Source organism: Pseudomonas sp. PSB18 (genome assembly GCF_014596565.1).
Taxonomy (GTDB): Bacteria; Pseudomonadota; Gammaproteobacteria; order Pseudomonadales; family Pseudomonadaceae; genus Aquipseudomonas.
This window is the reverse complement of sequence record NZ_NOIN01000008.1, coordinates 200,289-212,417: the sequence shown is the minus strand read 5'-3', so window position 1 is coordinate 212,417 and position 12,129 is coordinate 200,289. Positions and strand designations below refer to the sequence as shown.

The 12,129-nt window shown below is 59.0% G+C and carries 13 protein-coding genes and 1 tRNA gene; 7 read left to right on the top strand and 7 right to left on the bottom strand.

Annotated elements, in window-relative coordinates:
* Positions 1-12: 12 nt before the first annotated feature.
* Complete coding sequence (locus tag CGA22_RS19840) at positions 13-939, bottom strand: chemotaxis protein CheV (protein WP_041024269.1); 927 nt, start codon at positions 937-939, stop codon at positions 13-15.
* A 78-nt stretch (positions 940-1,017) separates the two neighbouring features.
* On the opposite strand from CGA22_RS19840, the gene flgA reads away from it, so the two are divergent.
* The 4 genes from flgA (at position 1,018) to CGA22_RS19820 (ending at position 3,613) form a co-directional block, all read left to right on the top strand.
* Entirely contained in the window at positions 1,018-1,782 is a 765-nt protein-coding gene (gene flgA, locus CGA22_RS19835; RefSeq protein WP_041024270.1) for a flagellar basal body P-ring formation chaperone FlgA, read from the top strand.
* A 172-nt stretch (positions 1,783-1,954) separates the two neighbouring features.
* Positions 1,955-2,260, top strand: a complete 306-nt coding sequence (flgM, locus tag CGA22_RS19830; protein WP_041024271.1) for a flagellar biosynthesis anti-sigma factor FlgM — start codon at positions 1,955-1,957, stop codon at positions 2,258-2,260.
* A gap of 46 nt (positions 2,261-2,306) precedes the next feature.
* Positions 2,307-2,774 (top strand): flagella synthesis protein FlgN, encoded by a 468-nt coding sequence (locus tag CGA22_RS19825; RefSeq protein ID WP_041024272.1) that lies wholly within the window; start codon positions 2,307-2,309, stop codon positions 2,772-2,774.
* A gap of 92 nt (positions 2,775-2,866) precedes the next feature.
* Positions 2,867-3,613 carry a flagellar brake protein gene (locus tag CGA22_RS19820; protein ID WP_041024273.1) on the top strand — a complete coding sequence of 249 codons (747 nt, stop codon included), beginning with the start codon at positions 2,867-2,869 and terminating at the stop codon, positions 3,611-3,613.
* Between the two features lie 118 nt (positions 3,614-3,731).
* Here CGA22_RS19820 and CGA22_RS19815 read toward each other — a convergent pair whose 3' ends face one another.
* The 5 genes from CGA22_RS19815 to CGA22_RS19795 form a co-directional block, all read right to left on the bottom strand.
* Positions 3,732-5,063: an MFS transporter gene (locus CGA22_RS19815; protein WP_052435190.1), complete on the bottom strand. Its 1,332-nt coding sequence runs from the start codon at positions 5,061-5,063 to the stop codon at positions 3,732-3,734.
* 69 nt (positions 5,064-5,132) lie between these two features.
* Positions 5,133-6,374 carry a glutamine synthetase family protein gene (locus tag CGA22_RS19810; RefSeq protein WP_177329288.1) on the bottom strand — a complete coding sequence of 414 codons (1,242 nt, stop codon included), beginning with the start codon at positions 6,372-6,374 and terminating at the stop codon, positions 5,133-5,135.
* 342 nt (positions 6,375-6,716) lie between these two features.
* Positions 6,717-7,409: a sensor histidine kinase gene (locus CGA22_RS19805; RefSeq protein ID WP_041024275.1), complete on the bottom strand. Its 693-nt coding sequence runs from the start codon at positions 7,407-7,409 to the stop codon at positions 6,717-6,719.
* The gene (locus CGA22_RS19800; protein ID WP_041024276.1) at positions 7,402-9,009 is read right to left on the bottom strand and encodes a tetratricopeptide repeat-containing response regulator; all 1,608 of its coding nucleotides are present in this window, start codon (positions 9,007-9,009) and stop codon (positions 7,402-7,404) included. Before CGA22_RS19800 ends, CGA22_RS19805 begins: the two co-directional genes overlap by 8 nt.
* Before the next feature lie 290 nt (positions 9,010-9,299).
* Positions 9,300-10,226 (bottom strand): transcriptional regulator GcvA, encoded by a 927-nt coding sequence (locus tag CGA22_RS19795; RefSeq protein WP_041024277.1) that lies wholly within the window; start codon positions 10,224-10,226, stop codon positions 9,300-9,302.
* 131 nt (positions 10,227-10,357) lie between these two features.
* Here CGA22_RS19795 and gstA point away from each other — a divergent pair, with 131 nt between their 5' ends.
* Positions 10,358-10,969 (top strand): glutathione transferase GstA, encoded by a 612-nt coding sequence (gene gstA / locus CGA22_RS19790; protein ID WP_041024278.1) that lies wholly within the window; start codon positions 10,358-10,360, stop codon positions 10,967-10,969.
* Between the two features lie 117 nt (positions 10,970-11,086).
* Here the strand turns inward: gstA and CGA22_RS19785 are convergent.
* Positions 11,087-11,163 (bottom strand) — tRNA-Arg (locus CGA22_RS19785).
* A gap of 100 nt (positions 11,164-11,263) precedes the next feature.
* Between CGA22_RS19785 and CGA22_RS19780 the strand changes: the two genes are divergently transcribed.
* Positions 11,264-11,575: a hypothetical protein gene (locus CGA22_RS19780; RefSeq protein WP_156996951.1), complete on the top strand. Its 312-nt coding sequence runs from the start codon at positions 11,264-11,266 to the stop codon at positions 11,573-11,575.
* A gap of 118 nt (positions 11,576-11,693) precedes the next feature.
* A complete protein-coding gene (locus CGA22_RS19775) occupies positions 11,694-12,020 on the top strand; it encodes an Arc family DNA-binding protein (RefSeq protein WP_041023495.1) in 327 nt (108 codons plus the stop codon).
* Positions 12,021-12,129 lie beyond the last annotated feature (109 nt).

Here is a 12,129-nt window from a genome sequence, read left to right as displayed (position 1 = left end):
CGCGCCCGACCTTTATTCCGCTGTCTTGATCCGCTCGACCACCCGGGAAGCCAGGTCATCAGGGCGGAACTTGGCGAGAAAATCGTCGGCACCGACCTTCTTGACCATCGCCTGGTTGAAGACACCAGACAGGGACGTGTGCAGGATGATGTGCAGCTTTTGCATCCGCGGATCGCTGCGGATTTCCGACGTCAGGGTGTACCCGTCCATCTCCGGCATCTCGATGTCGGAGATCATCATCAGGAACTCTTCCTCCGGCTTCTTGCCCTCGTCGACCATGTTGCGCAGGTAGTCCAGCGCCTGCCGCCCATCGTTCAACGCAACCACTTCGACACCGATCGTCTGCAGGCAACGGGTCACCTGCTTACGTGCCACCGACGAATCATCAACCGTGAGCACCCGCAGCGAAACCGCTTTGTGCTGGGTTTCGGCATCCACCACACCGTGGGAGATGGTTTCCGTGGTCGGCGCCACTTCGGCGAGGATTTTCTCCACGTCGATGATTTCCACCAACTGGCCGTCGACCCGCGTCACTGCCGTCAGATAGTGATCGCGGCCGGTCCCCTTGGGCGGTGGATGGATCTCTTCCCAGTTCATGTTGACGATGCGCTCCACCGAGCGCACCAGGAATCCCTGGGTCTTGGTGTTGTACTCGGTGATGATCACAAACGGATTGCTCTGATCCAGCAGCCGACCGGAACCGGTGGCCATCGCCAGATCGAGAATCGGGATGGTCGCTCCCCGAATGTTCGCTACACCGCACACGACGGGACTGGACTTGGGCATCAAGGTCAGCTTGGGGCATTGCAGCACCTCGCGGACCTTGAATACGTTGATCCCATATAACTGCTGGCCATCGAGACGGAACAACAACAGCTCCAGGCGATTCTGACCGACCAGCTGCGTGCGCTGGTTTACCGAATCCATCACTCCCGCCATGCCCTGACTCCTACCTAACGCTAATGTGTCCGACGCGCATTCATCACTAAACGGCACGGGGCTTGCTATTCAACCGGCATGAACGCACAAACGACATTTTCTCGACGCCTGACCACTCATTGCCGCCTCTGGCTCGGTGTGCTGCTGGCTGCCTGCCTGTTCGCCTCGGGGGGACGCGCCCTAGCCGATGCTCCGGTTACCTTGCCTGATCTCCTTATCGGCGTCACTCAGGGCTTTCTTGAATTCACCGTAGAAGACTATCTGGCTTCCAGTCAAACCGAAGGTCGCTACGAAATCGAAGTCAACCAGATCGACCCACGCTTGCGCATGCCAATGTGCGACAAGGAATTGACTGCCTCGCTGGAAAGTCCCGCCAGGCCCCTGGGACGGGTCACGGTAAAGGTCCGCTGCGACAGCGCGGCGCCCTGGACAGTATTCGTGCCAGCCCAGGTGCGGCTGTTCCGCGAAATCGTCACCACCACCCGTCCCTTGAAACGGGCCGGAATCGTCGAACCCCAGGACGTGACGTTGCGCGAACGGGATGTCAGCCAGATCACCCAGGGGTTCCTGACCTCCGTCGATCAGGCCATCGGACAGAAACTTGTCCGACCAATGGTAGCCGATCAGATCGTGACCCTCGTGCATCTGGAGCAGGCCGAAGTCGTTCGTAAAGGTGACCAGGTGGTGATTACCGCCCGCAGTGGCACCCTGGCCGTGCGAATGCCCGGCGAAGCCCTGTCCAATGGCGGCATGAATGAACAGATTCGGGTGAAAAACCTCAATTCCCAACGCGTCATCAAGGCGCAGGTGATAGCCCCTGGCCAGGTGGAAGTGGCTATGTAACGATCTGGTAGAAACGGGTAGAAAGCTGGCGCTTGACCCTGCTGTTCCCTAGACTGTGCCTTACGCAAGGCAAGCGCAGACGTGCGCACGCTCATTGAACAAATGAGCCTAAAGTTTTTTTGGGGATGGCCGAAAACATGGCAAGCGTCCAAATACCCAGAGGTTTTTTACCATGGTCATCGATTTCAACCGTTTAAACAGCTCTTCACCACTGACAGGCACCACGCGCACCAGCGCCAGCAAGGAAACCGAAAAATCCTCGCCGGCCGAGCAAGCGACAGTCGTCAAGAATGGGGAGTCGGTACACCTCAGTGATGAGGCTCAACAGTTGCAGAAGGTCACTGACAAGCTGCGCGATCAACCTGTCGTCAACAACGCCCGCGTGGCCGAGTTGAAAGCAGCCATCGCCGATGGCAGCTATAAAGTCGACAGCAACCGCGTAGCCAGCAAACTGCTCAACTTCGAAGCCCAGCGCTAGGCCGCCGCCTGCGCAGGCTTTTGGACGCAAAGACCCAAGGCCAGCCATGCACGACACCAATTTATTGCAACTGATCATCGACGACTTTGTTCCAGCGCAACAATTGCTGGAGCTGCTGCAGACCGAATCCCTGGCACTGCACGGTCGCGACATGCCCTTGCTGGAAAACATCCTGGCACAGAAACAGGCATTGATCATTCTGCTCGATCAGCATGGCCGCAAACGCAGCGAGATTCTCGCCAGCCTCAACCTGCCCGCCAACAACGATGGCCTCGAGCAACTGGCGAGCCAGTCGACGATCGGCGATCAGTTGTTGTCCCAAAGCGCAGTGCTCAATGACCTGCTTGCCCAGTGCCAGGCCGCCAATGCCCGCAATGGCCAGTCGATCCAACTCCAGCAGGCCGCTACCGCCAACCAGTTGCGCATCCTCAACGGCGGTGAAATCCCGACGCTTTACGATGCTCGCGGCTCGACCGCCAAAATGGTCAAGCACCGCCCGCTCAGCCAGGCATGAAACGAACCATGCCCGCGCTCTATCAACCCGCGATAGATGCTGGCAAAATGCTGGCTATTCGTAGTCGTATTTTGCCTGGAGATTGACCCACCGTGTTCAATGCCTCAAACGCGGATGATGCTCCGCAACCGCCCAAGGTCCTTACCACGCCCCTGGAAATCTCCGGCAATTTGCGGATGCTGCAAGATAGCCACGACCCGCTGATCATTACCTTCCACGAACGCACCCAGCGCTTCCAGAGTTACCTGGTCGACGTCGATCGCGAGAAAAACACCATGGCCCTGGATGAAATGATCCCTCGCGACGGGGAACGTTTCCTGCTCGCCGGCGAGCCGTTTCGGGTCGAGGGTTTCCATGATGGCGTGCGCATCGCTTGGGAAGGCAATGGTCCGCTGACGATCGATGAGTCCAGCGATGGCCGCTGCTATCGCGGCGCCTTGCCCGACGAGGTGGTTTATCACCAACGTCGCAATGCCTTCCGCGCCGCACTGAAGCTGGCGCAACTGGTGAGCATCGAATTGGGCGGCGACAAGCTCAAGTCACCGGTGAATGGCAAACTGCTGGATATCTCCGCCACCGGCTGCAAGCTGCGCTTCGACGGCGACATCACCGAGCGCCTGCAACTGGGTCAGGTTTACGAGCGCTTCATCGCCGCCCTGCCCTTTGGCAACATGACGGCGCCGGTCGAATTGCGTTACCTGCATTTCGAAGAGCGCATCAACACCACCTTCGCCGGCGTGCGCTTCCACAATATCAGTGGCCTGGTGCAGCGGCAGGTCGAGCGTTTCGTTTATCAGTTGCAGCGTGAAGCTCGCCGCTTCGATAAAGACGACCTCTGATCTTCAGTCCTCACGCATTGCTGCGCCTGGACTGACCTCATCGCGAGCAGGCTCGCTCCCACATGGGTTACTCAAGTCCCTGTGGGAGCGAGCCTGCTCGCGATGGGCGCGCCGCTACTTACCTGGCTTGAGGCTCCTCAGCCTCAGCCTCAGCCGTCTCTGCCACCGGCTCGACCTCCGGATTCGGCGTTACCTGCATCTGCTCCTGCACCACCTGCTCATCGACCCTCGGATCGAGGCACGCCACCAGCGGCGAACTGGACATGCTGTCGGGCATCGCCACGTGATGCAGCGGAGCGTCATCGACCTGATGCAGGTTGGTCACCGCTTTCGGCCGTATGCGCCACACCAGTACCAATGCAAAGAAGGTGAAGAAGGCATACAGCATGTGGCTGCCGAAGGACTTCATCAGCACCCCGGCCACCAACGGGCCGATACTCGCGCCCACGCCGTAAGTCACCAGCAGCATGGCCGTCAGCGACACCCGGCGATCGGCTTCGACGTGGTCGTTGGAAAACGCCACCGCCAGCGGGTACAAGCAGAACTGCATCAGCGAACAGAAGAACCCCGCGACGAACAGCACCTCCAGCGGCACCGTCGACAGGATTGCCAATGGCGACGCAAAGACCGCCAGGCACAATGCAAAGCAACGGATCAGCAGCGCCCGATCGTAACGGTCGGACAGCCAGCCCAGCGGCCACTGCACCAGCAGGCCGGCAAAAATGCAGCTACCCATGAACAGGCCAACCTGTTCGGTCGACAACCCTTGCTGGGAGGCATAAAGCGGCGCCAGGCCATAGAACGAGCCAACGATCAGTCCGGAGCCCAGCACCGTGCTCAACGACTGTGGCACGCGCTTGATGAAAAATCGCGGCTCCATCGGTGCCGGACGCAACGGCGCCGGGTGGATCCGGCGAGTCAATGCCACCGGCACCAGGCACAGGGCAAAGCACAGCGCCACCAGCATCAGCAGTTCCAACCCCAGGGCCGGGTGGATCACCAGGATCAGTTGACCCAGCACCATCCCCAGGTACGAGGCGATCATGTAGCCGCTGAACACCACCCCGCGTTGCTTGGCATCGGCCTGCTCGTTGAGCCAGCTCTCGATGACCATGTATTGGCACATCATGCCGAGGCCGACAATTATCCGCAGCACCACCCAGGCCGGTAGCCAGCTCACCAGGCCATGGCCCAGCACCGCCGCACCGACGATCCCGGCACAGGCCGAATAGGCGCGAATATGCCCGACGCGGGCAATCAGCCGATGGCCGATCTTGCCGCCCAGCACCAGGCCGAAATAGTTGGCGGCCATCAGCGCGCCGACCCAAAGGCTGTCCACATGCTCGGCAGCCAGGCGCAAGGCCAGATAGGTACTCAACAGCCCCGAGCCGATCAGCATCATCAGCGAGGCGAAATAAAGCGCTCGAAAAGGTTTCCAGACTTGGCGCATCGGCGTTCCGAGCGGCTCCTTGAGATAAGTAGGGGCTGCCTGTGAAGACAGCCCGAATGCGACGTTTCGTTAGGCCTGGGCTGCCAGCACACGCCGTTCCCAGGGCGTGATTTCATCAAAGAAGCTGGTCAGTTCCAGGGTTTTGGTCGCGATGTAGCCTTCGATGAACTCCGTACCGAACAGTTCCTTCGCCAGAAGGCTACGTTTCAGACGCTCCAGGGCAGCGTGCAAGGTACATGGCAACGATAGATTATCCGGCACCTGGAATTCACCCTGGATCGCAGCGCTCGGCTCCAGGCGATTTTCAATCCCATGAAGACCGGCCGCCAGGCTGGCAGCGATAGCCAGGTAAGGGTTGGCATCGGCGCCGGGCAAGCGATTTTCGACCCGTCGGGCCACTGGCGAACTGGCCGGAATCCGTAACCCGGCCGAGCGATTGTCGTGGGACCAACAGGCATTGTTCGGCGACGCGAACGGATGACACAGGCGCTGGTAGGAGTTGACGTTCGGCGCGAACAGCGCCGTGAAATCCGCCATGCCCGCCTGTTGCCCACCGATGAAGTGCCTGAACGCCGCCGTCGGCTCGCCGGCCTCGTCGCTGAACACATTACGGCCGCTGTCCAGCTCGACGAGACTCTGGTGAATGTGCATCGAACTGCCTGGCGTATGGGCCAGCGGCTTGGCCATGCATACCACGGTCAGGCCGTGCTTGAGAGCGACTTCCTTGAGCAGGTGCTTGAACAAAAAGGTCTGGTCGGCCAGCAGCAGCGCATCGCCATGCAGCAGATTGATCTCGAACTGGCTCACGCCCATTTCATGCATGAAGGTATCGCGCGGCAACCCCAGGGCGGCCATGCATTCATAGACCTCGTTGAAGAATGGGCGCAGGCCGTTGTTGGAGCTGACACTGAATGCCGAGTGGCCGTCTTCACGACGCCCATCCAAGCCCACCGGTGGCTGGAATGGTTGGGTCGGATCCGGGTTGGGTGCGAAGACGAAGAATTCCAGTTCGGTCGCCACCACCGGCGCCAAGCCCCGGGCGGCATACCGGGCGATCACCGTCTTGAGTTGGCCGCGTGTCGAGAGCCGGGAGCTTTCACCGGTCAGTTCATCGGCATCGCAGATTGCCAGGGCGCGGGGGTGCGAGCTCCAAGGCAGGCGGTGGATCTGCTTCGGGTCGGCCACCAATGCCAGGTCACCATCGTCGCTGCCGTAGAAACGCGACGGCGGATAACCGCCCATGATGCATTGCAGCAGCACGCCACGGGCCATCTGCAACCGCCGCCCTTCCAGGAAACCCGCAGCGGTCATCACCTTGCCCCGCGGTACGCCATTGAGGTCCGGCGTGACACATTCAATCTCATCAATGCCCGTCAGTCGCTGCGCGAGTGAACCCTGGCCATCGGTTGTCATGACGCATTCCTTGTTATGTGCGAGCCGCGAACGGCAACCCGTACAAAATAGGCTTCAGCTGTTCGGAATATCAAGCAGTCGGGGACAATAAACATCAAGCCTGGGAACCCCCCTGTGGGAGCGAGCCTGCTCGCGATGGCGGTGTAGCAGACAACCCGGCATGAACCGACCCGGCGCCATCGCGAGCAGGCTCGCTCCCACAAGTATTTGTACTGCCAGGGACCCCTGCGCGGGACAGGCTCAGGGCAGATAAATCCTGAACACGCCACCCCCCAGCACACCGCCGTTGGCAATTTCGGTCCGCCCGCACACGCCGCCGCGCTGGTGCAACCCGGCGATCCGCGCGGCGAAGTACAGGCCCAGCCCGGTGCTGCCGCTGCTGTGGTTGATGCCTTGCACATAGTCGGCCTGACGCTCGATCATTTCGGGCGGGTAGCCTTCGCCATCGTCATTGATGGTGAGCACCAACTGCCCGGCTTCATCGCTCGCACTGATCAACAGCGTCTGCCGGGCGTGGCGAATGGCATTGTTGATGCAGTTATCGAGCACTGAAGCGATCAGCTCACGGTCGAAAAAGCCCAGAGGGCTCAACGGGTCGACCTCATAGGTGACCATGATCCCACGACTGCGGAACACCTCCTGATGGCCGGCCAACTGCGCCTCGATGAAATCGTCCAACTCATGGTAGGCCGGGTGCAGCGGCAACTGGTTGACACCCAGCTTGTACAGCCCCAGCAGTTGCACCATCAAGCCATTGAGGTGGGCGAATTCAAACTCCATCACACCCTGCTCGGGGGTCTGCTGCGCCGCTTCGGGCAAGCGCTCGAGCCACTGCGTATGAGCCTGCATGAGCAAGGTCAGGGAGTTTTTCATGTCGTGCACGGTCGACGCGATCACCGTGGAAAAATCGAGTGCCTGTTCGCTGTCATTCATCGCCAAATGCCTTGCTTCGCAGTTTCTGATAGCGCGCAAAACGCGCATCGGTGTCGGGCATCATGCCCACCAGTTTCAGGCAGGCGCGACATTCCTCCAGCAGCTCCGATTCCACACTGGTATCGGTGCCATGCAGCAGGGATTGCGCCATGTTCAGGGCAATACTGATGTTCTTCGGTTGCATCTTCAGCGCACGGCGGAACAGATCCCGCGCCTCGGGCAACGCGCCGGTCTTGTAGACACGCACGCCTTCGCGGTTCAGCTCGGCGGCGGCATTGCCCTGATTGAGAATGTTCGGGTCGTCAGTGAGCTTGGCAATGCCTTGCATCACCGTCGGGTCATCACCGTAGATTTCCGCGCAGTTCTTGAGCATCGACTCGCCGGCACTGGTCTGGCCGAGCATCTGCAACTGCTTGGCCACCAGCAGGGCGGCCTCGGCACTCATGAATTGCTCCATGCCGTCGAGGCGCTGCAAGGCCTGCTCGGTGAGTTTTTCCGCGGTTTCGGCATCGTTCAACAACAGGCTCGTGGCTTTCATCAGTCGCGCCCGAACCTGCAGTCCCGGATCGTTGAGATTTTCCTTCGCCACCGCGCTGAGGGTCGTGTTGATCTCCAGCCGGGTCCGGGTGTCGAGGCCCTTCTCGCTGCCTTTGCTGATCAGCGCATGGGCCAGGCCCAGGTTGCTTTCCGGATCCTTGAAACGCGACTGCGCGCCCTGCCCGACCGCCTGGCGGTAGGCCCTGGAGGCGGTGTCGTAGTCTTCGTTGGTCATCGCCAACTTGCCCAGCAGCGATTGTCGACGTACCGCCAGGGGCGACAGGCGAACCGCTTCTTCCAGCACCTCCTGCGCCTGTTTCGTGTCGCCTTCGGCCACCAGGACATCGGCCATGCCGTCGTACAAGGCAGGCATCATCGGAAATGTCTTGAGGGCCTTTTCATAAACCGCCTTGGCCTGCGCCACCTGACCGCGCTTGAACATCAATTTGCCCAGGCCCGCATAGGCCCAAGGCAACGGACGATCGGCCAGGATGGTGTTGTACAGGCGCTCCAGGGCTTCGTTCTGGTTCAGATCCCGCAGCGCATCGGCCCGATAACGCAGGCACAACGGCCCGTAGCGCGGATCCTGCTTGCACAGGGCGATGCAGGCATTGAGCACTTCCAGCGGCTTGCCACGATCCAGCGCCTGGAGAATCGGCTTGAGCAGGGTCTTGCGCTGCTCCAGCCGCTCCAACCGCTGGGCCAGGCCGGAGCGGTTGAAAGGCTTGGTCAGGTACGCATCCGGCTCATGCTCCAAAGCACTGAGCACCATGGCCTGGCTGGTTTCGGCAGTCACCATGAGAAACACACTTTCATGGCTGATGAGCTTCTCGATCATCAGGTCTTCCAGCACCTGTTGACCGTTCTTGCGGCCGTCGCCCAGGTGATAATCCTGCAGGATGAAGTCATAGCGCTTCTGCGAACACATGCGCAGCGCCACTTCGCCGGTATCGGCGGTGTCCACGTCCTTGACGCCCAGCTCACGCAACATGGAACGGATCGAGCTGCGGAAATCCGAGAAATCATCGACGATCAGAAAACTTTTTTGGTGGTACGCCAGCATCGAGGATGTCCAGGCAAGTAAAAAGGTGCACCCAATGGCAAACAACGAAAATGCCGTCCTGCAACCCGGGGCGCGCAGATGATAGCCACCAGCCATTAACGGGCAAGAGATTTCCGAACCTCTTGTCCAGGCTGTGCCACGGCGCACATTGCGAACCGTTCCGGCACGCACAAGTGCAGGAGAAAACCGGACTCATCAGGCTATCGGCTGAAATTGGCTTTCCGTTAAGCGGATCATAGGGAAGAGATTAGGAGATCGTTACCCGGAGGCGTATGTCCAGGACAGGAAGCTCATTTGAAGATGTCGGAAGCCGGGACCGAGTCGGCGCTCTGCACCAGATCGATCAACCAGGTTCGGAATGCCACGACTTTTTTCGAGTTGGCCATTTCCAGCGGCGTCACCAGATAAAAGCCCAGATCGGACTTCAACTTAAGGTTGAACGGCGCCACCAATCTTCCGGCTTTCAAATCGTCATCGACGTAGGTAGAACGACCGATGCACACCCCCAATCCGTCGACGGCAGCCTGCAACGCCATCATTGCCAGATCGAACGTCAGCCGCGTGCCTTCGGCGAGCTTCTTCGGCTGCCCTGCCGCGCTCAGCCACATATTCCAGTCGTTACTGGTCATGCCGCTGACCTGCAATAGCGTGTGATTGATCAGATCGACCGGGCTTTTCAAGGCCTTGGGCCCCGTCAGCAGCTTGGGGCTGCAGACAGGAAAGATCTCGTCGGACATGAGCCAGTCCGCCCGCACGCCCTTCCAGTCGCCGAAACCGTAGCGGATCGCGGCGTCGATGCCGCCCTTGCGGAAGTCGACCAGCTCGGTTGATGCGGTCACCCGCACGTCAATATTGGGAAATGCATCCTGAAAGGATGCCAAGCGTGGCAACAGCCATTTGGACGCCAGGGAAACCAGCGTGCTGATGGTCAATACACTGCTGCCGGTCGACTCGAGCAACATCTGCGTGGAATAGCGCAACTCATGAAATGCCGAGCGAATGCCCGGCAGATAGGCATGGCCTTCGGTGGTCAGCGCCAGACCATCCTTGAGCCGCAGAAACAGGCGAACCCCCAGCTCATCTTCAAGTCGACGGATCTGATGGCTGATGGCCGTCTGCGTGACATTGAGCTCTTCGCCGGCCTTGGTAAAACTCATGTGGCGGGCAGCAGATTCAAACGCTTTCAATCCATTGAGAGAAGGAATTCTGGCGACCATAAGGCTGCGTATTGCTCATGAGATTTTGTCATAAGGTAGCGCCAAAGAAGTCCTTTGCAAAATGTTCCGGCGGTCGCGGATCCTTATGGCGTACGCATTCAGGCATACGTTACTCGCTTATAGGGAACCCCATGAAACTGTACTTTGCCCCCATGACCTGCTCACTTTCGCCGCACATCGTGCTGCGTGAACTGGGCTTGTCGTTCGAATTGATCCGAGTCAACAACAAGACCAAAGCCACCGCCGACGGTCGTGATTTTCGCGACATCAATCCAAAGGGTTACGTCGCCGCGCTAGTACTGGAGAACGGTGAAGTGCTGACTGAAGGTCCGGCCATCGTTCAATATCTGGCAGATCAGGTCCCGGGCAATTCCCTGGCGCCGGCCAATGGCACCTGGGAGCGTACCCGCCTGCAGGAGCTGCTGAACTTCATCGCCTCGGAAATCCATGGTGGCAGCGCGCCTTTGTTCAATGCCGATATTCCTGGGTCCACCCAAGAGATTTTCCGGCAGAAGCTGTTCAAGCGCCTGGACTACCTGAACAAAGGCCTGGAGAACAAAGACTACCTGCAGGGTGACTTTGGCCTGGCCGATGCGTACCTGTTCACCGTGCTCAAGTGGCTCCCTTTCTTCAATATCGATATCAAGAACTGGTTGGAACTGGCGTCATTCATGAATCGCATCGAAGCACGTCCAAGCGTACGCGCCGCCATTGCCGCGGAAGAGGCAACGCAGCCGGTTTAACCATAAAGGGTAGGAAGCCGGTGGATGCTGGCTTCTGCTGATTTCTTTCGAGAGTGGGATTGGCGCTGTACCGCGATTGACGAACGGTACGAGGGGTTGCGCCAACTTTCGATCATATGGTGTCCCAGGGCAGGTTCGAACTGCCAACCTTCCCCTTAGGAGGGGGATGCTCTATCCAATTGAGCTACTGAGACACAGGTCGACCACGAGAAACGCGGTGCGATGGACGGCGTGCATGTTAACGGCCAGCCTGGCGTTTGTCATGTCGTCCGTAGGCTTTTTAAGTGTAGGCAAATGCTGCAGTTCACCGTCCCTCAGCGCGATGTCACGGATAAACGGGACGCCGCTCATCAACCCCGGTTTGTTCCTGCTAGTAAATCGGCAAATTGCCACTATCCTATACAATACAAGGACAGCATCGGCCTTTGCTGCCGCTCCGGTTATCCGCCGGACGGTATGGCACATAGACACGATGCGATGGTCACAACATGCGGACCTGTTGATTTTTCAAACCAGTCCGCATTTTTGATGAAGGGTAATGGCAGAACGCCTTTACGCGGATCAATATTTGTCACAGAATTGGCGCCAATGATCTGGCAATTTTGAGGCATGATGCGGGCCTCTTAACAATTCAGGTTGAACATTTGGCCACGGTGCTTGTCCTATGCGACATCCTGCGGCCATTCCCGAGAACCGCTCCCCTGAACTAACCGGTTAAATAAATATGCGCCCAATGACAAAGGCAATTTATTCCAGCCGTACGGCTGACAAGTTCGTCGTACGTCTGCCAGACGGAATGCGGGAACGCATTGCCGAGGTGGCTCGCAATCATCACCGCAGCATGAACTCTGAAATCATCGCGCGCTTAGAGCAAAGCCTTATCCAGGAAGGCGCGTTGGGTGAAGAACTGAGTATGCGCCTGGACAGCCCGGAGCTGTCACTGCATGAGCGCGAACTGCTTCAACGCTTCCGACAACTCTCCCACCGCCAGCAGAACGCCCTCGTTTCGCTGATTGCCCACGATGTAGAGATGGCCGCAGACGCGTCCTGATCGCACCGCAATACCCAAGCCAGCCTTGCGCTGGCTTTTTTTTGCTTGGGATTAATTCAAGGACTGAAGACTTCTATGGTGAGGGAGCTTAGCCCCGCTCGCCATAATG

Coding starts and splice junctions, on each gene's coding strand:
- CGA22_RS19840 (WP_041024269.1), bottom strand. CDS start 939: ATGGCGGGAGTGATGGATTCGGTAAACCAGCGCACGCAGCTGGTCGGT.
- flgA (WP_041024270.1), top strand. CDS start 1,018: ATGAACGCACAAACGACATTTTCTCGACGCCTGACCACTCATTGCCGC.
- flgM (WP_041024271.1), top strand. CDS start 1,955: ATGGTCATCGATTTCAACCGTTTAAACAGCTCTTCACCACTGACAGGC.
- CGA22_RS19825 (WP_041024272.1), top strand. CDS start 2,307: ATGCACGACACCAATTTATTGCAACTGATCATCGACGACTTTGTTCCA.
- CGA22_RS19815 (WP_052435190.1), bottom strand. CDS start 5,063: ATGCGCCAAGTCTGGAAACCTTTTCGAGCGCTTTATTTCGCCTCGCTG.
- CGA22_RS19810 (WP_177329288.1), bottom strand. CDS start 6,374: ATGACCGCTGCGGGTTTCCTGGAAGGGCGGCGGTTGCAGATGGCCCGT.
- CGA22_RS19805 (WP_041024275.1), bottom strand. CDS start 7,409: ATGAATGACAGCGAACAGGCACTCGATTTTTCCACGGTGATCGCGTCG.
- CGA22_RS19800 (WP_041024276.1), bottom strand. CDS start 9,009: ATGCTGGCGTACCACCAAAAAAGTTTTCTGATCGTCGATGATTTCTCG.
- CGA22_RS19795 (WP_041024277.1), bottom strand. CDS start 10,226: ATGGTCGCCAGAATTCCTTCTCTCAATGGATTGAAAGCGTTTGAATCT.
- gstA (WP_041024278.1), top strand. CDS start 10,358: ATGAAACTGTACTTTGCCCCCATGACCTGCTCACTTTCGCCGCACATC.
- CGA22_RS19780 (WP_156996951.1), top strand. CDS start 11,264: ATGCTGCAGTTCACCGTCCCTCAGCGCGATGTCACGGATAAACGGGAC.
- CGA22_RS19775 (WP_041023495.1), top strand. CDS start 11,694: ATGCGCCCAATGACAAAGGCAATTTATTCCAGCCGTACGGCTGACAAG.